16 protein-coding genes are annotated in these 17579 nt (G+C 66.9%); 7 read left to right on the top strand and 9 right to left on the bottom strand.

Features of this window, described 5'->3' with window-relative positions; genetic code table 11:
• Window positions 1–73: 73 nt before the first annotated feature.
• Both AC2VOK_RS06890 and AC2VOK_RS06885 read right to left on the bottom strand, forming a co-directional pair.
• Window positions 74–748 carry a GH25 family lysozyme gene (locus tag AC2VOK_RS06890; RefSeq protein WP_369742070.1) on the bottom strand — a complete coding sequence of 225 codons (675 nt, stop codon included), beginning with the start codon at window positions 746–748 and terminating at the stop codon, window positions 74–76.
• A 581-nt stretch (window positions 749–1329) separates the two neighbouring features.
• Window positions 1330–3093 carry a PE family protein gene (locus tag AC2VOK_RS06885; protein WP_369741948.1) on the bottom strand — a complete coding sequence of 588 codons (1764 nt, stop codon included), beginning with the start codon at window positions 3091–3093 and terminating at the stop codon, window positions 1330–1332.
• 814 nt (window positions 3094–3907) lie between these two features.
• Here AC2VOK_RS06885 and AC2VOK_RS06880 point away from each other — a divergent pair.
• Window positions 3908–4147, top strand: a complete 240-nt coding sequence (locus AC2VOK_RS06880; RefSeq protein WP_369741949.1) for a hypothetical protein — start codon at window positions 3908–3910, stop codon at window positions 4145–4147.
• Window positions 4148–4449: 302 nt separating this feature from the next.
• Here the strand turns inward: AC2VOK_RS06880 and AC2VOK_RS06875 are convergent, their stop codons facing one another.
• From AC2VOK_RS06875 to AC2VOK_RS06850, 6 genes are all read right to left on the bottom strand, one after another.
• Window positions 4450–4653: a hypothetical protein gene (locus AC2VOK_RS06875; RefSeq protein ID WP_369741950.1), complete on the bottom strand. Its 204-nt coding sequence runs from the start codon at window positions 4651–4653 to the stop codon at window positions 4450–4452.
• Between the two features lie 31 nt (window positions 4654–4684).
• Window positions 4685–5239 carry a hypothetical protein gene (locus tag AC2VOK_RS06870; RefSeq protein ID WP_369741951.1) on the bottom strand — a complete coding sequence of 185 codons (555 nt, stop codon included), beginning with the start codon at window positions 5237–5239 and terminating at the stop codon, window positions 4685–4687.
• Window positions 5240–5350: 111 nt separating this feature from the next.
• Complete coding sequence (locus tag AC2VOK_RS06865) at window positions 5351–6040, bottom strand: chymotrypsin family serine protease (RefSeq protein ID WP_369742071.1); 690 nt, start codon at window positions 6038–6040, stop codon at window positions 5351–5353.
• Window positions 6041–6220: 180 nt separating this feature from the next.
• Window positions 6221–6775 (bottom strand): hypothetical protein, encoded by a 555-nt coding sequence (locus AC2VOK_RS06860; RefSeq protein ID WP_421529955.1) that lies wholly within the window; start codon window positions 6773–6775, stop codon window positions 6221–6223.
• Window positions 6776–7364: 589 nt separating this feature from the next.
• Complete coding sequence (locus tag AC2VOK_RS06855; RefSeq protein ID WP_369741953.1) at window positions 7365–8615, bottom strand: helix-turn-helix domain-containing protein; 1251 nt, start codon at window positions 8613–8615, stop codon at window positions 7365–7367.
• On the bottom strand, window positions 8569–8910 hold the full coding sequence (locus AC2VOK_RS06850) for a putative quinol monooxygenase (protein ID WP_369741954.1): 342 nt from the start codon (window positions 8908–8910) through the stop codon (window positions 8569–8571). Before AC2VOK_RS06850 ends, AC2VOK_RS06855 begins: the two co-directional genes overlap by 47 nt.
• A 291-nt stretch (window positions 8911–9201) precedes the next feature.
• Between AC2VOK_RS06850 and AC2VOK_RS06845 the strand changes: the two genes are divergently transcribed.
• The 4 genes from AC2VOK_RS06845 to AC2VOK_RS06830 all read left to right on the top strand — a co-directional run bounded on the left by AC2VOK_RS06845 (window position 9202) and on the right by AC2VOK_RS06830 (window position 12845).
• Window positions 9202–9540, top strand: a complete 339-nt coding sequence (locus AC2VOK_RS06845; protein ID WP_369741955.1) for an SCO3933 family regulatory protein — start codon at window positions 9202–9204, stop codon at window positions 9538–9540.
• A gap of 100 nt (window positions 9541–9640) precedes the next feature.
• On the top strand, window positions 9641–11041 hold the full coding sequence (locus AC2VOK_RS06840) for an FtsK/SpoIIIE domain-containing protein (protein WP_369741956.1): 1401 nt from the start codon (window positions 9641–9643) through the stop codon (window positions 11039–11041).
• An 80-nt stretch (window positions 11042–11121) separates the two neighbouring features.
• Window positions 11122–12672: a replication initiator gene (locus AC2VOK_RS06835; RefSeq protein WP_369742072.1), complete on the top strand. Its 1551-nt coding sequence runs from the start codon at window positions 11122–11124 to the stop codon at window positions 12670–12672.
• Window positions 12672–12845, top strand: coding sequence for a hypothetical protein (locus AC2VOK_RS06830; protein ID WP_369741957.1), 174 nt, complete (start codon window positions 12672–12674; stop codon window positions 12843–12845). The genes AC2VOK_RS06835 and AC2VOK_RS06830 overlap by 1 nt, the downstream gene beginning before the upstream one ends.
• A 217-nt stretch (window positions 12846–13062) precedes the next feature.
• On the opposite strand, the gene AC2VOK_RS06825 is transcribed toward AC2VOK_RS06830, so the two are convergent.
• Window positions 13063–14502, bottom strand: a complete 1440-nt coding sequence (locus AC2VOK_RS06825; protein WP_369741958.1) for a recombinase family protein — start codon at window positions 14500–14502, stop codon at window positions 13063–13065.
• Between the two features lie 505 nt (window positions 14503–15007).
• Here AC2VOK_RS06825 and AC2VOK_RS06820 point away from each other — a divergent pair.
• Both AC2VOK_RS06820 and AC2VOK_RS06815 read left to right on the top strand, forming a co-directional pair.
• The gene (locus AC2VOK_RS06820) at window positions 15008–16225 is read left to right on the top strand and encodes a cupin domain-containing protein (protein WP_428899795.1); all 1218 of its coding nucleotides are present in this window, start codon (window positions 15008–15010) and stop codon (window positions 16223–16225) included.
• Window positions 16226–16365: 140 nt separating this feature from the next.
• Window positions 16366–17579, top strand: a 1214-nt coding sequence (locus AC2VOK_RS06815; protein WP_428899796.1) for a PPE family protein, incomplete at its 3' end; no start/stop codon positions are given.

The following is a 17579-nucleotide window of genomic DNA, read 5'->3' as shown; positions in this document are numbered from 1 at the left end:
TTTGTCGCAAGTCGGGAATCTACCCCTTGCGCTCGGGACAGGGGCCTGTACCCGAGGGTGTGGCGGCCAGGCGCTATAGCTTTGCCCTGTCGGGTGTCGGCGTGCGGGTGGTCGGGGTGGTGTCGAACAGGACTCGGAGGTCGGTTCCTTGGTAGGCGTTGCAGTCGACGGTGTGTCCGGCGATGTTTGCGCTGTTGGTGAATTGCCACGCGGCGGGGGTAACACCTCCGTAGGGTGCCCATCCTTCGCCGGTATTGCCGCCAGAGTCGGCGTAGATGGTTGAGGCGTAGCCGGAGCCGTCCGGGTACCCGGATGACACCAGGGCGTCGGCCAGGCCGGACAGGGTGCCGCGGCCCTGCTGCCGCCAGTACCACTGGGGGTAGTAGCCCAGCTGCACGATGATCCCGGCGGCGTTGAACGCGTCGACCACGGCGGTGAGATTAGCCAGGTCGCCGCCGTTGTCCTCCCAGTCCAGCATCGCGCGCGTTCCGCCGTTGTTGGCGTGCCAGGTTCGCACCTGCGAAGCGGGGTCGTCGGTCGTCACGTAGTGGTAACCGATGACGGGCAGGTTATGCTGCTGGCACCATTGCCGCACCGGCGGCCAGTACGGGTCCTCGTAATAGTTGCCCTCGGACACTTTGTGGCACATCCCGCTAAAACCTTCTGGCACGAGCTGTTCCAGGAAACTAATCGCGTCCTGGACAGACGACCAGTTGTTGTTGCTGCAATCGGGGTAAAACAGCGTCACGGCCGGTGCCAATGGCCGGTCTGGGCAAGATATTTGGTGATCCGCACCAGCCCATCACGGTCGCGGCGCACCTGCCAGCACAGCCCGTTATCGGTTTTGACCGCGGTGGCGACCGCCCCGGCTTGGCGGCGAACTTCCCCGGCCCGCGTAGCATGACCATGTTTATTCACCGGCGACCCCTTATTCCGTCTTATTCCGTCACGTCACCGGGAAATGGTAGCGCCGATATGCGGGCTGGCAGGTGCCCTCCACCCCACGGTTGGGTGGCTCTGGCATACGGGTGTGACCTTGGGTTCAGATCGTTGGCTTCTACCCCGAATCCAAGCCCATAGGTCACACCCGCACCAGGAGCCACGCCGGTCATGAGACGATAAACGCCGGGGTCCCAGCCCCACACATCGGCCTTTCCGGCACCCTGGGCGGCCGGGGGATCGCACCCCCCGGCTTCCGCCATTTCCCCCAGGGGGATGATCCGAAATGCCGGCTTCGAGCGTGGATCCTGGTGCCCGCCCCGGCCGGATGCCCGTCCTGAGCGATCCGCCCCCGCGGCCGGTCACCGGTGCCGGGACCTGCTGGCGGCGCTACGGCGTTCCGTCGGTCCCTGGGGTGCCGCCGAAAAAGCCGGCGGTGCCGCCGGGACCTCCGTTGCCGCCGCTGGCACCGTCACCGCCGTTGCCGCCGTCGCCGTAGAGCGCCGGGGTGAACTTGCCGTTCATACTTGCCCCGGCGTTGCCGCCGTCGCCGCCGTGGGCGGGGTAGGCGCCGCTCCCGGCGTCACCACCGTTGCCGCCGAATCCGAACAATCCGAGGCCGTCACCGCCGTCACCGCCGTGGCCGCCGTGGCCGAGGGTGGTGTTGCCGCCGTGCCCGCCGCCACCGCCGAGACCAGCGCCTACCAATGCGGCGCCCAGGCCGCCGTCACCGCCAGCACCGCCGTGCCCGCTGGCGCCGGTAGCGGCGCCGCCGGCCCCGCCGCCCCCACCGCTGGCGATGCCCACCAACGTGGCGCCCACACCGCCGTCACCTCCGGCACCGCCGTGACCGCTGGCGCCGGTGGCGGCCCCGCCGGCCCCGCCGGCCCCGCCGTGATCGAGGCTGCCGCCGAACAGGGCGAGGCTGACATCCATGCCGCCGGTGCCACCGGCGCCACCGTGCAGAGCGGCGGCCCCGCCGGCCCCACCGGCCCCGCCGTGGGTGACGTCGAACCCGGCAAGCGCCAAGCCGGCGGCACCACCGCCAGTACCACCCACGCCGCCGGTGCCGTCCACATGGGTGGCAGCGCCACCGGCACCGCCAGCGCCGCCGTGCGCGACGTCGAACCCGACGAAGGAGACGCCAGCGCCGTAACCACCGGCGCCACCCGCGCCGCCGGTGCCACCCGTCCCGGTGGCGGCACCACCGGCGCCGCCGGCGCCGCCCACCGCGTAGTCGATCCCGATTAGGCTGCGGCCCGCGCCGAGGCCGCCGGCGCCACCGTGCCCGCCGACACCGGAGGCCCCGCTGGCCGCGCCACCGGCGCCGCCGTGCCCACCGAAACCAAGAAACAGGCCGGCGTCGCTGCCGCCCGCGCCACCGGTCCCGCCGGTGCCGGTGGTGGCGGTCCCACCGGTCCCGCCGGTGCCGCCCCACGACAGGAGAAGACCCCCGGCCCCGCCGGCCCCGCCGGTACCGCCGGCACCGGTGGTGGCGGTCCCACCGGTCCCGCCGGTGCCGCCGATACCGAACAGCAATCCCGAGACCCCACCGGCCCCACCGGCCCCGCCGGCTCCCCCGTTTCCGGCTCCTGTGGCCGGCCCTCCGGCCCCGCCGATTCCCCCGTCGCCGAACAGCCACCCCCCGGCCCCGCCGGCCCCGCCGGTGGCTCCCGGAGCGGTGCTGGCCCCGCCATGCCCGCCGTCGCCGAACAGCCACCCCCCGGCCCCACCGGCGGTGCCCACACCATCAACGGTGGTGCCGTTGGCGCCGTTGCCGAACAGCGGGCGCCCGGTGAACCGCAGGAACGGCGCGTTGATCGCCCCCGACACGTCACACTCAACGGTGTGCAGGGCCTGCAGGCGGCTGGCGCTGGCGGCCTCGGCCGCCGCGTAGGCGCCCGCACCGGAATTCAGGGTGTCCATGAACCGCTGGTGAAACACCGCCGCAGCCGCACCCGCGGCCTGATAATCGCGCGCGAACTCAGAAAACACCGCCGAGATCGCGGCCGACACCTCATCGGCGCCCGCGGCCGCGATCGCCGTGGTGGCCGGTGAGGCGGCCGCGCGGGCACTGTTCACCGCCGAACCGATACCGGCCAGATCAGACACCGCCGCTACCAGGGCTTCCGGCACCACGGCCACCGACGTCATCGACACCACCACTCAGCCATCAGACCCTCACCCACACCGGGCACAAAGCTACCAGCCCCGGTGACGTGACGCGCCGGCGCACGCTAGCCAGCTGGAGCCCCCGCCCTTGTTGCTCGGCGCGACTTCGGGGCTGGCGCGCGCGCCTCACGCAGACACGTGGCTACACCACGAAACCAGCCTTACCGCCGCGTCTTACACATGGCGCCGACAGTAGAACCAGCCCAAACGCCCAATTCAGCGCGCTTCGTTACTGATAAGACGCGGGCGACCGACGCTATCACGTGACATCGTGTGATGCCATAGCGAAATTGTTTCGGGTTGAAGCAATTTCGCCGTCGACATCGTGGGAGCGGACTGGTGATCTCCTGCCAAATTTCTGTGACATCTTGGGTCACATCTGTCTGTGAAATCCGGCCCATGCCGAGGTGCGGTCTGCTAGCGTCAGCGAACTATGATGGCACCGATTTACCCGCAGCCCGCAGCGGTTTTGCAGTTGCCTGCGGACAAGTCGCAAGCTCTGGTCCAGCAGTTCGGAAAACAGGGTATCGGTCGTAACCCTCAACTGGTCAGCACCACCACTACTCCTAGCTGGTATACTGTCTACATCGTCACCAATCCGTCCGGTGCAACTATCGTTGACGTGGTGCTGGATGGCGCAGGGCGGGCCGGGCGGTGGCGTCCAGCAGCAGTGGAACCGCGGGCGACAACGGGTGGCAACGGCGCTGCTTGCTTCCGCTTCCACACCCGCTTAATCCCAGGGACGAGGCACCGCGAAAGTTACGTCCCACGACCATAGCTTTGCGAGGTTAACGAAATGAGCAATCTGCAAAATCCCGGGGCCGTTGCTGAAGCTCAGCAGCAGATGACGGATGCGCTCAACAATCTCGTCGCCGCGTTCGGCATATTCATTGAGCATGTCATCACAGACCCATCTCTTATTTTCTCAGCAGCAGACCTTATTACGGAGGTTTCAACGTCAACTCCTTCTATAGTTGACGATATCGTCGAAATTTCTGGATGTGCTGCGGAAATCATTGTCGATGCTTTACCGTAGATGCGGCGGGGTGGCATTTCGCGGCCGACAGCGGATAGTTCCGTGTGCCGTTCATGCATAGTTTGGCCAGCGTCTTGGGCTTCTAGGGATATTAACAAGGAGGCTTATTCAAAACCCTGGGTGAAGAATATGAGGCCGCGGATTGCGGTGAACGCGGTCTGGAATGTTGACAGCGGGCGCCGGTAGTCGGTGTGGAGTATTCTCCATATTTTGATATTCGCGAGTCAACGAACCTACAGAAACGTCAGTAGATTCAGGCGAAAGCCACCAATAGTGACTGTTTGATAGATTACGTCAATTCATTAGGGGGCGAAATCCGCGGCAAGGCAAACGCCTACTTGAACCCAGTGCAGTGCGATATCGGCGGCAAGAAAAAGCAACGACAACGCTTCCAAGAGGTCATCGAGATCATCAAGGATAAGATGGCCCGTCAAAAACCCGGCGAATGCATTGGCAGCCTCGGTGACAATTCCATAGAGCGCTATCAGGAACTGATCTTCTGTCACGTTCTCGACATTACCACCAACTCAGCTTCATTCAACCCCCGAAACCACTGCCACGTAGCGAAAGTTGACTGCTTGATCCTTGGGTCGTCAGTGTGGCGCGACGCGTGTGGCCGGGTGTGGCTGTTGTGATGTTTGGTCGTGGGTGTGACGAGCCGGGATCGGGTGTCGTTCGGGGGTGTTGGGCGGGGCGGTCCGACGGGCCGCCCCGATAGACCGCAGCCAACGCACGTAACCGCACCGCCAACAACCGATTCTGCGCCGTCGTCTGATCCAACTGGCGCTGGATCGCTTCCAAATCCTGATCCATCGTCGCGACCACCAGCTGCGCACCCGCCCGGGACCTTCCCAGCAGCGCATTCACCGCGCTCGCCGCCCGCGCCTGATGGTGAATCGCACCCGATCGCGCGGCCCGGGTCAGCAACAGCCCCGCCAGGGCAAGGTCAACGCAGGCGAGCTTGATCGTCCTGTCCCAGCTGCTGCCACCTTCAACGATGGCAAACCGCTGGAATGATCGACCGACATCAGACCGGCCGCCGAACTCGCAAATCACCGGAACAGAGGTCGCCTGACAATTCCCGATCGACAAGGATCGACATTCCTCCTCGTAGTACAGCGACTCCAGTCCCTGAACAAGCCGTCCAAAGTTGACTCAGCCTCGATATAATGGCCAACGCACGCCGGCCTTGGACTGCCAGCATTAGGCAGGAACCGGGATGTATCCCGCGCCGGGGCCACCAGTGCTGTTGACATCATCAAGGATGGCGCTGAACGTCGTCATCTCTATGAATTGATGCGGCGGCGCTCCCTGCAGGTCGGGCGGGATGAACATGCCACCGGTGATCAGGCCGAGAAGCAGGCCATCGGACGTGGCCGGGCCGCCGTCATCGCCTGGCTGATAGGCGCCCCCGCCCATGGACATTCGCCGGTTCCGGAATGGAAGGGAGCCGATGCGGCCGCAGAAGTCACCGGTGGCGGCCCCGAGTCGGCACACTGGCTGGCCCCGCTCGAAAGGGCTGGTGTCGATGCCGTTGATGACGAATCCGGCGAAGTTAGCAATCGGGGTGATTTTGGCGGGGTCGAATTTGATCACGGAGTACTTCAGACCAGGGTCGTTGGCAAGGGCCACCACGGTGCCTACGGGACCGAGGTTTTCCGAACCCTCGGCAACCACTGGGGAGTCAGGTCCGCCGCAGCTCGCGGCGGTGAACCCAACCAGGTCTCCGGTTTTGTCGTGGCCGATCGTGTTCAGCGTGCAGTACGTGCCGTCGACGATGATGCCCGCTCCGCCGCCCAGCGGGAGCGCCGCAGAGGCGGCGGGGGCACACACGACGGCAAGCAGCAGCACGGACACGCACACTCCGGCCCACCAGCGATATCCCGCCCGCATCATCGACAGCCTCCCCCGCTACCGGGTCGTTGGTCACTCGTTCAGTCACGTCATCAGGGGTGTCAGCATGGGGCGAAACCCATCCCAATCATCGCGGCACGGCAGCGGCGGCCATGCTGATTCCGCGACCTAAGAAACAGGACTGGGGGCGCGGCGCGGTCAATCGCAAGCATGCGGTGGTCAGGTATGGAAGTAGAGGTATACGGCGCCGTCACCACCGTTGCCGCCCGGTGCGTTAGTGCTTGAGGCACCACCAATACCTCCGGCTCCGACGGTTACTGCGATCTCGGTCATCCCGGAGCTGATGGTCTGGGTGTATCGCTCGACCCCGCCACCGCCACCGCCGCCCCCGCCCTCGGTGCCAGATGTGCCGCCAGCGCCACCGCCGCCGCCCCCGCCCGGCGACGCACCGTTGCCCCCAGCGCTGTTGTCACCTGCGGCACCGCCGATACCGCCCGTGTAACTTTGCCCATTGAAGATGACGCTCGGCGAGTCACCACCGTAGCCCGCAGTGCCTCCATCGCCTTCGCCGCCTCCGGTGCCGCCGGTGGCATATATCGAGACACCTCCACCGTTCACCGATGCGGTCGTTTCGCCGCCGTCCGTCCCGCCCGCGACGCCGGACTCGTCGTCGTATCCGCCGCCGCCACCACCACCGCCACGCGCGATCATGTCGACCGAAGTCGCACCGGACGGGATCTGGACGGTGTAGGAGCCGGGAGTGGTGATGCTCACCAGTTGAGGGCTACCTGCAGTGCCCTGTTTCTGGAACTGTTGCACCAGAGACTGAGCCTTGTCAGTAAGTTGCTGGAAAGTTGTTGCGAGCTGCGGGTAGTTCGGCGTAGTCATAGCTCCTGAACGTAGCAGGCGAGACGCTGCGGCGTCAGGGGTTTCCTCGGAATTTGAAGGACGAAACCGCGCCTGATAGCAGTGAAGAAAGTCCTCACCGCCGATGTCAGACATCATTGTTTCAGGAGTCGGTCGTGATCTGATCTGCGCCAGCGAGGGCGACTCGACGGCTGCGCCTGGGAGCGCCATGCGCACGATCGTCGCTGCCCGATGTCCGGCCGGCCGGCGGAAGTTCTCTCACGGCTCACCGGTGGGCTGGTCTCGGTGGCGGGTGGCGGACGCAGGGCGCAGTGCAGCGACCGGCGCGGACGGAAGCGCCAGCGGACGGAAGCAGAGGGAGCGCAGCGGAGCCCGGAGGTAGCCACCCGCCAGGGCGGATCTGCTCAGGTGGGTGGTGAGCTGTGGGAACGGTGCTGCGGTGGCCGAGGCGGCGGGCCGGCAGCGGCCGTGTCGCGGGGATCGCGGGAGTGGGCGTTTACCCGTAGAGGCGTTGGCGGAGTTCACGCAGGCCGGACAGGCGCGGGCGTCGGTGCAGGGCTTCGATGTCGTCGATGAGTTCGGCGACGCGCGGTGATTCGGCGAGTTCTTCGGCAGCGATCTGTTCGGCTTTGATCAGGGCCAGCAGTGCGCCGCGCCCGGAGCGGGTGAGCAGGTGGGCGCGGGCGAGGTCGACCAGGTACCGGGCTTGCCGTTCGGGTGAGAGCTGCTCGGGGTGGCGGACATGGGCGGCGCGGTCGAGGGCTTGTTGTCCGTTGCCGAGTTCGACTGCGACACCGACGGCGTGCATGGCCACGTTGGTGGGTCCGAATTCGGTGTCGTGGTGGTTGCGGTCGGCGCTCAGGACGGCGGCGAGCCGGCGTGCCACCGTCAGACATTGTTCGGCGTCCGCGGTGTTGGCGTCGCGGGCGTGCAGAATCGCCAACAGCAGCGCGCTGGAGCCCACGAGTGAGATCAGGGCGTGATCGCCGCCGGCGATGATGGATTCGTGTCGTTGGGTTGCTTGGGTTAAGACGTGGCGGGCCAGTGCTTGTTCGCTGGAGTCGAGCAGGGTGCGGGCCATGCGTAGTTGACCGGCCAGGATCAGGGCGGGGTCGTGGGTGCGTTCGGCGGCGGCGATGGCCCGGTCGGCGGCGACCCATCCCGCACCGCGGTCACCGACTTTGACCAGCATCGCCGCGGCGGCTTGATAGGTCTGGGCAAGAAGCGGAAACAGTTCGGGACGTTGGGTTTTCGCGGCGGTGCGGCTAGCGTTTTCCAGCTCGCCGATCAGGGCGGCGATGGCTGGTCCCATGTCGCGGTAGGCGCTGGCGTGGATGCGCTCCCAGATGTGGCCGGTGCGTTGTCGCAGTGATTCCACATCGCAGGGTGGACCGTCGGCTACCGGTGTGATGATGCTGTCGGGGGCGGGGTGTCCGGCGATGGCCAGACGAAGCCGCTCCACGTAGGGCCGGTTGCGGGCGGTCTCGGCGTCGGGTCCCAGGGCGGCTTCGATGAACTCTTGCAGCGGGGCGCCCAGCAGCGCGGCGAGTCGCCCCAAAACCGTGATGTCGACCAGCGGCAGTTCGCCGCGTTCGATCTGGGCGATCCAGCTGACCGATTTGTGCATCTGGCCGGCCAGGCGCTCCCGTGACCAGTTCTTTTCTTCTCGGTAGGTACGAACCAGGTCGCCGGGTGTGGGGTCAGCGCGGGGCACCGTCGCCTCGAAGGGGCCTTCCGTTGATCGCACCGGCAACGGGGGTAAGTGTCCACACCTCGGGCGGGCCGGCCAGATGCTGGGTCCGCTCGGCCAGGAACCGGCGGGTGTGCGGCGCGGCTTCGTGTGCTTGGAACGCGTCGTGGCTTCGGTAGCACTCGTAGAACACCCGCACGCTGGGCTCGTCGGCCTGGGTGTGGCTGGCATACACGATCGTGTCGGGTTCCTCGGTAGTGATCGCGGCCAATGTGTGCGCGACGAGTGCGTCGAAGGCGTCCTCGTGTCCCGCGCGAATAGTGAACCTGACCAGCAGTGCGAACAATGTCACTCCCAACGTGCGACACGGCTGTGGCGCGTTGTTGTCGTTCTCGTGTGCGCGGTTGCAGCACACCCTACCGGGCTGCCTCGTTGGCGGCGTTGACGACAAGAGCGGGCACCGGCGGGGGCGGCGGCAACCCGTGAATCCACGCGCGACGGTGCGAGGCACCGCACAGTTTTGCACAGCCGCGCTGTGTGTTTTGGTCCTCCGTTCTCGACCTTGGCTGGTGTCGGGCTGCACTGGGTGGCGCGTCCAACAACACCGTTGGGCCGCTCACCAGAGAAGACAGGACACATCATCATGAAGTTGCGAATCGAGACCACCGGCGTGACGTTTCTGTGCACCCGGATTCCCGAGCAGCGCACCAATTTCGACACCGGCGCACCACGCATCGACAAGGCGACCGGGCAGGCGTTGTGGCAGGTCCAGCTGATCGCCCTGGACGCCACCGGCGGCGAGGTGCTGGCAGTCACCGTGGTTGGCGAGCCGAAAGTTACTGTCGGCCAACCTGTTGCGGTGTCGGATCTGGTGGCGTTGCCGTGGTCCCAAGACGGCCGCTCGGGCATCGCGTATCGCGCCGAGGCCATCACCGCCGCCGACCCGGCAGCGGCCGCGAAGGCGGGCCAGCAGGCCCGGTAACCGAAGGGCTGGCCCGGCAGCACCCGCATGAGCGCGGTGTGGCTGTCGGGCCGGCCGCCCCGGCAACACCACAACCCGTCGCAATGGAAAGCGTGCCATCATGTCGAACACCTCAAACCGCTACAACCGCAACACTAATCAGTCATCTGATGATGACTGGATCGGTGAGTTGATCTGGGGATTGGTCAAAGCCGCCGGGCAGCTGCTGTGGTGGGCAATCCTGTTCCCGGTCCTCAGTATCCCCGTCATCGTCTCGATCTGGGTCGCCATCGGCCACGGCCCCCGCGCAGGTGCGCTGACCGCCGCCCTAGCTGCTGCGGCCTATATCGGCTGGGCAGCGCTGGAGCCGTCCTCGTTCACCGCGTGGGTAACCGCGCCGGTGCGCCAGCGCTGGCTGTCGTGGTGGCGGTATCACCGCACCTGGGACTCGGTGTGCGCGCTGCACGGTTTGACCGCCCGGCTGGGTGAGCGCACCCTGATACCCGCGGTGCGGTCGGTGCAGATCGGAGACCACGCCGACGTGCTCATCGTGCGGCTGGTGGCCGGCCAATCGATCCGTGATTGGCACAAGTGCGGCGACGCGCTGGCGGCGGCGTGGCGCGCCAATCGGCTCATGATCCGCGCCACCACCCCCGGTGAGCTGCGGATCATCATCAGTCGCGGTGACGTGCTGGCCCAACCCATTGCCCTGCCCATGCCGACGCGGGCAACCTTGGTCGACTTGACCGCGGTGCGGGTCGGGATCACCGAGATGCGGACCTGGTGGCAGCTACCCGTTGTGGGCCAGCACATTTTGATCGCCGGTGCCACCGGAGCCGGGAAGGGCTCGGTGTTGTGGTCGCTGATCGCCGGACTGGCACCACAGGTCGCGACAGGGCGGGTGCGGTTGTGGGTGATCGACCCCAAAGGCGGCATGGAGCTGGGTGCGGGCGCCCCGATGTTTTCGGTGTTTTGCCACCACACCGGCCAGCCCACCGTTGAACTGCTGCGCGGGCTGGTGGGGTTGATGCAGGCGCGGGCCAACCGGCTGCGCGGACACACCCGCCTGCACGCCCCCAGCACCACCGAGCCGTTGATCGTGGTGATCATCGACGAGATCGCCGCGCTGACCGCCTATGTCAGCGACCGCAAATTGCGCACCGAAACCGAGCAACTGTTGGGCCTGTTGCTCTCCCAAGGCCGCGCGGTCGGGATATCGGTGGTGGCCGCGGTGCAAGACCCGGCCAAAGACACCCTGCCGGTGCGGCAGTTGTTCACCGTGCGGATCGGGCTGCGCATGACCGAAGCCACCCAGACCGCGATGGTCTTGGGTCAAGGAGCCCGCGATGCCGGCGCCGAATGCGACCTGATCGCTGATGCCACGCCCGGTGTCGGGTACGTGATGATCGATGGCACCGCCGACCCGATACGGGTCCGGGCCTTTCACGTCACCGATCGCGATATCACCTTGTTGGCCCGCACCTTTCGGGCACCGCGTTCAGGCGAACAGGGAAATCGGTGAAGACCGTAACGACGCAGAGCCCGGTGATCGTGCTGCCGGGCCTGCCGGCCACCATCGATGCCGATGCGGTGGTCACCCAGATGTGCCGGCGCGCCTCCTCACCCGGTTTCGGGTCGTGGTGGCGGCGAGTGGAATCGGTCGGTTACTGCGCCCACCCGATCCAGCTGCTCGGTGCCGACACCGCCGGGCGTCAGCACACGGTGTGGACGCGCTGCAACAACCGCCGCGCGTCGGTGTGCCCGTCATGCTCAGACCTCTACGCCCGTGACACCTGGCAACTCGTGCACGCCGGAGCCGCCGGCGGCCACCACGACATACCCGTCGAGGTCGCCAACCGTCCGCAAGTGTTCACCACCTTGACCGCCCCCAGCTACGGGGCCGTGCATAACGCCACCGGAACCCCGTGTCACGCCATACCCAACAGGTCGGCGGGCCGCTGCCGGCACGGAAACTGCCTGCGCTGCACCATAATCCACAGTGTCGATGACCCTGTGGTGGGCCAACCATTGTGCGCGGACTGCTACGACTATCTGGGACATGTCTTGTTCACCTGGCATCTGCCCGAACTGTGGCGGCGGTTCACCATCGCACTACGGCGCGCCGTGGCGACGCACCTGAAAACAGTTGGCGTCAAGCCCGGCTCGGTGCGGGTCAGCTTTGTCAAAGTCGTTGAATTGCAAGCCCGCGCCATACCCCACATCCATGCCCTGATCCGCCTCGACCCGCCACCCGCCACCAACGACACCACGAAATCAGGTGACCACGATCGTCACGGCCCCGCCGCCCCGCGGGGTGGTGGGGTGTCTCGTCCGGTAGCCGAGCAGCATCCCGGCTGGTCGTCACCGATCACCGCCGCCGAGCTGGCCGCCTTGATCCAACACGCCGCCAGTCGCGTCAGTATCGACGTGCCCGCCGGCGACGACGATTACCCCAACCCGGGCGGGGTGCGCACGGTGCGGTTCGGCACCCAAATTGATACCCAACCATTGACACCCGAACCAATAACCGCAAGCGATTCCGAAGTCGACGACACCGCGCGCATGACGACATCGCGGTTGTCGCCGCGCAGGGTTGCGGCATATCTGGCGAAATACGTCACCAAATCCCTGCACGACTTCGGCATCACCGCGCGCCGGCTGTCCGCAGAAGCGATCGGCGAACTCGACGTTACTGAACATGTGCGGGCCATCCTGTCCACCATCGCCGGACTCGCCGAACACCCAGCCTCCGCAGGCCCGTCGTTGGCGGGGATCGGGCGCTGGCTGCACACCCTGGGCTACCGCGGCCACATCACCACCAAATCGCGGCGCTATTCGACCACCATGGGTGCCCTGCGCGCCGCCCGCGCCACCTGGACCCGTAACCAGATAGCCAAACATTCAGGGCGACAGGACGATACGCAATCCGCCCATTTCGCTGACGACGTGACGGCGAGCACAGGCAGGCAGCAGCAACCGATCGACACCGATGAGATGCTGTGGGAGTTCGACCGCGCCGGACACACCAGCGCCGGTGACCGCGTCCTGGTCATCTCCGCAGCCCTGCGCCACATCAGCGCCCGCATCACCGGTATCACCGAATCCCGGACTGTCTCCACCCGCATCCCGCCGCCACCACGCGGGGCAGGGTGATGGCCACGACGCCCGCGGGCGGCGCCGCCAACAACCACGATGCCGGCGCGGTCCCGCTGCACGAGCGCCCGGAGTTCATAGCCTGGCTGACCGCCTCATGTGAACGCCAGAACTTGGCGGTCACCGTCACCGACCCCACCACCCTGGCCGCCATCGCAACCCTCCTGCGCTAAGCACGCAATGGCACCGTACCGTCACCGGCCAACCGGATAGACGACGAAAGCCGTTTCAAAACAACCCTTCCCGGCGATAAGAGCATTCCTGACGTCTGGGCTGGCGGGCTGTCCAGGCTCGAAGCTGGCTTCGAGCGCGCGCGGCTTTGGCCTTGACCGCCCACCAACCCAGAGACACACTCGGCACTCGCCAGGGATCATCCACGACGCCGAAAACCTAGATACGCCAACAGGGTTGCACGCGGTTAATGTCCAGACTGCGCGAACCCGGGGTGCCCGGTGCGATCACCGCGTGATCCAAGATCGATTTAACGATGCTCCGCTGACGTTCCACGTCGAGGTCGGGCCACCCTTGGCGCAATGCCCCGCCGGTGCCCGCCAACTCATAAACCTCACTGGTATCGGTGGCCTCAGCGATGTCACGCCTGGCCTGCTGGATGCGGCTGGTGATCGGGTCGCGGGCCGCGATCCACTCCCGCGCGCTGATCGCGCCGTCGGCATACAACCCGGCCAGCTCATCGAGGCGCGTTTGATCGGCCTCCACGGCCGCCGCCAACGCCGCCACATCATGATTAGGGCTGGCTTTGCCGGCCAACACCTTCGCCAGATCCCGAGAATCCAGGCGGGTCAACACCGCATCAGTCAACAACGCCTCAACCGGTTCGGCGACCACCGTCAGCCGACCACAGCCGCCATGATCGGGTCCTTTCAGACAAACATAGCGGCGCACCCGATGATCGGGATTACTGTGCCGGGCTTGCGAATACAGCCGATTACCGCAACGCCCACACCGCAGCATCCCCGACAACACATACGTGCGCGCCGCCCGCGTCTTGGTCACCGACCGCGCCGCGATACGCGCCAAGATCCGGTCCCGCTCCGCCGGGGTGATGATCGCCGGCCATTTCGCGGGGCCGATCACCTCACCACGATGCTCCCGCAGCCCGGCGATACGGCCCGAGCACAGGATCTGGCGCACCGCCGAGGTCTGCCACGACTTGGCCACCGCCGGGGAAACGCCGGAGTCGTTGAGCCACACCGTCAACGACAACAACGACTGGCCCGCCAAGTAGCGGTCCACCATCTCACGCACCACCGCCGCCTCCGACGTCCGCAGCGTGATCTTGTCGTCCTCGTAGCCGAACGGACGCACCGAGCCGTGCGGTAGTCCCTGTTCGGCGTTCTGCAACATCTTGCGGCGAATACGTGCGGACTTGCGCCCGGACTCCTTGGCGGCGAACGCGGCGAAAATCCGGGCCATGAACAACCCGTCATCGTTACCCAGGTCAATATCGGCGGTCACGGTAGCCACGTCTCGCACACCCACCGACTCACACAAAGCGACAAACTCTTCCAACTCCACCGGTCGGCGATGCAACCGGTCCAAGTTGTAGACGATCACCGCATCCCGCGCCCCTGATGCCAGATCGGCCAGCATCCGCGCATACTGCCGACGCGGCTTGCCCGAGAACGCCGACACATCGTTATCCACATACTCATCGCCAACCGGCCAACCGCGGTCAGCAGACAGCTTGCGGCAATCCTCCAACTGCCGCGCCACCCCCAACCCGGTGCCCTCCACATCAGCCGAGATACGCGCGTAAATCGCCGCCGACCGCACCCCAGCCCGCTGACCAGCGGATTTCATCTTCGCCATGGGGGTATATTAGCAGCATCTAACCTTCGACGTGTGGGTCATCCCGGTGTCGCAGCAAGGAACGGTGCGGTCGATATCGCACTGCACCGCCGACCGGTCACAACCGGGCGCCCGGCACGCCAGATCCCGGCGCCGCACGAACCCGGCGTTCGCGGGTGCACTGGCCGGCCTGGCAAATAGTGGCCGCCAATTCGGCGAGGCAACTTTCCAAGACCTGCCCGTCCGTGGCGAACAGGCTGCCCTCCCGACAGACGATGCCCGACGCGTCCGCGGTGTCGTCGGCTCGGCGATCCCCCGGCCTTGGCGGCCCGACGCACCGGGTCGCGGTCAACCCGTTCCACCACATGGCCAATCGCGGCGGCAAGTCCGCCCCGCGTGACCCAAGGCCTGCGCGACCGCAGCAGCGCCAGCCGAAATGCATATCAAAATTCGAACATGCATGTGACACAGGCGAGGCCTGCCGACATTTCACGGAAACCGAAAGCACGGTCACCGGTCCACTACGATGCAAACAACGTCGCCCGACATCGTCACGGAGTTTCGCGGAGGGTTTACCGTCGAACCGTCGCTAGCCTGGTTGCTTTCTCCACTGCCCGTGCAGACCTTCCTCGACGACATCTGGGGAGCCGAGCGCTACCACGTCAAGCGGGAATGCCCGGCTTACTTCGACGGCCTGCTGCCCGGACCCTCGCTCGTCGACGGACTCCTCGAACACCTGAGGGAGGAGCCGTCGGTGCTGCGCCTGGTCAAGGGCGAGCAGGACCGGGACCCCGGCACCTACCGGCGCGCCGACGGCAGCCTAAACCCCGCCGGCGTCCGTGACGGCCACGCCGCCGGCTACACGATCGTGGTGGACAACCTCGAACGGTACGTGCGCACGATCGGGTCGCTGGCCCACGCCATCGAGGTGCAGCTGAACTTCCCGACACAGGTCAACGGCTACGTCACGCCACCCGAATCGCAGGGATTCGTTCCGCATTACGACCACCACGACGTGTTGATCCTGCAGGTCCAGGGGTCCAAGGTCTGGCATCTCTACGGCGACGCGACGGTGCCGCCGCACGAGATGCAGCGGCGCAAGGTCGTCACCGGGGCCGACCTCCCGGCGCCGACCGACCTGCGCATGGAAGCCGGGGACACCCTGTACCTTCCGCGCGGACAGATCCATGCGGCAGAGGCGGGCTCGCAGACCTCCGTCCATGTGACCGTTGGAATCCACGCGCCGACCGTGCTCACGCTCATCACCCATGCGTTGCACATGCTCAGCTTTCGTGACGACCGCATCCACGACCGGCTCCCGCCGCGGCATCTCGACGACGGCGACGTGCGCGCGAGCCTGGGTTCCCTCGTTCGCGACATCCTCGAGGGCCCGGACATCATCCCCGAAGGACTCGGCGCCATGGAGGACGTTCTCGTCCGGCGCGGGCGGTGCCCACCGGTCGGACAGGGCGCGACCGCCGTCGGAATCGACCGAAACACGCTCGTGGCCAAGCACCAACCGCTCTACTCACGGGTGGTCACCGGGACCGGCGGCGTCGCGCTGCAGTTCGCCCAACTGCTGATCAGCGTCGGCACCGACCATGAAGCCGCCCTGCGGTACCTGGCCCACAGCACCGGGCCGTTCCGGGTCCGCGACCTGCCCGGACTCACCCCGGCACAGCAAACGGAGCTCGTGCGGACGTTGATCGTGACCGGATTCCTCGTCCGCCAACCCGACGACTGATCCGGGGCAGCAATCCGCAGCCGCTGGATCCAGTCCGAAACTGCTCCCGCAAATACGGATAGATCCCACGATAAAAGTCGTTATTGCGGATCCTTGAGCATGGGGGCAACATCGGCCTGGTGACGGTCACGCCGATCTGGATGGCCTCCCCGCCGGAAGTACATTCGATGCTGCTGAGCAGCGGCCCGGGGCCGGTGTCGTTGATCGCGGCAGCTGCGGCGTGGAACTCGCTCAGCGCCGCATACGCCTCGGCGGCCGAGGAACTCAGCGCTGCGCTGGCGGCCGTGCAAGCCGGGGCCTGGCAGGGCCCCAGCGCGGAGTCCTACGTCGCCGCCCACGTGCCGTACCTGGCGTGGCTGATACAGGCAAGTGCCGACAGCGCGGCGGCGGCGGACCAGCACGAGACCGCGACCACCGCCTACACCGCCGCCATGGCAGCCATGCCCACCATGGCCGAGCTGGCCGCCAACCACGCCGTCCACGCGGTCTTGGCGGCGACCAATTTCTTCGGTATCAATGCGATTCCGATCTCGCTCAACGAAGCCGACTATGCACGGATGTGGGTCCAGGCCGCCGCCACCATGACGACCTACCACGCGGTGTCCGGTGCCGCGGTGGCGTCGACCCCGCAGGTCGTGCCGGCGCCCCAGATACAGAAAAGCACCGCGAGCGACTCGCGCCCGGCCGAGGACAGCGGACCACGGCCCAACCAGTTGAACTGGTGGACGACCCGGGCCCAAGAGGTGGCCAACGCGATCGGGCAAGACCTGTCGGGGTTCCCGTCCAACCCGTCCGCGGCGATCACCCGCCTGGAGACCGATCCTCTTCTGATCAGCGAAGTTCCGCGGTGGGAAGGCGAAGTGGCCAACTTCTTCGCGCCACAACTGCAGCAGTTGACACAGGTGGTGGAAGGACTGGGTATCGCGGCGCTGCCGACCCCGGCATACGCCGGGCTGGCGGGGCTGGCCGGCCTGGCCCAGCCGGCCCTCGCCGCGCCCGCCGCCGTCGCCCCCGCCCCGGTGGGTGCGCAGGTCCCCACGACTCCGGCTCCGGTGGCCGGCGTGACCCCGACCGTCGCCGCGCCCGTCACAGCCCCGGCGATGGCACCGGCACCCGCAGCCATGCCCGCCCCGGCACCCACGCCCGGGGCCGCTCCCCCGCCACCGCCACCCACACCCACCGTCCACGCGTTCAGCCACCCCTATGTGGTCGGTCCACCCGGGGGCGCGGCGGGTTCGCCGATGAGGATCCGCGCGGCGGCCGTCACCAGGGCGGCTGAGCCCAGCGCCGTCGCGGCGGCAACGGCCGCGGACACGCCTGAACTGGCGCGGCGACGCAGGCGGCCGAGGGCACG

The sequence above is a fragment of the Mycobacterium sp. TH-M116 genome (assembly GCF_057473685.1).
Note: the sequence above shows the minus strand (reverse complement) of the source record. Positions and strands in the feature narration are given on the sequence as shown.

What these genes read in the sequence shown, in the direction of transcription:
- AC2VOK_RS06825 (WP_369741958.1), bottom strand. Translation starts at nt 14,502, where the DNA reads ATGGCGAAGATGAAATCCGCTGGTCAGCGGGCTGGGGTGCGGTCGGCG.
- AC2VOK_RS06840 (WP_369741956.1), top strand. Translation starts at nt 9,641, where the DNA reads ATGTCGAACACCTCAAACCGCTACAACCGCAACACTAATCAGTCATCT.
- AC2VOK_RS06885 (WP_369741948.1), bottom strand. Translation starts at nt 3,093, where the DNA reads ATGACGTCGGTGGCCGTGGTGCCGGAAGCCCTGGTAGCGGCGGTGTCT.
- AC2VOK_RS06820 (WP_428899795.1), top strand. Translation starts at nt 15,008, where the DNA reads ATGCAAACAACGTCGCCCGACATCGTCACGGAGTTTCGCGGAGGGTTT.
- AC2VOK_RS06865 (WP_369742071.1), bottom strand. Translation starts at nt 6,040, where the DNA reads ATGCGGGCGGGATATCGCTGGTGGGCCGGAGTGTGCGTGTCCGTGCTG.
- AC2VOK_RS06880 (WP_369741949.1), top strand. Translation starts at nt 3,908, where the DNA reads ATGAGCAATCTGCAAAATCCCGGGGCCGTTGCTGAAGCTCAGCAGCAG.
- AC2VOK_RS06830 (WP_369741957.1), top strand. Translation starts at nt 12,672, where the DNA reads ATGGCCACGACGCCCGCGGGCGGCGCCGCCAACAACCACGATGCCGGC.
- AC2VOK_RS06835 (WP_369742072.1), top strand. Translation starts at nt 11,122, where the DNA reads ATGTGCCGGCGCGCCTCCTCACCCGGTTTCGGGTCGTGGTGGCGGCGA.
- AC2VOK_RS06845 (WP_369741955.1), top strand. Translation starts at nt 9,202, where the DNA reads ATGAAGTTGCGAATCGAGACCACCGGCGTGACGTTTCTGTGCACCCGG.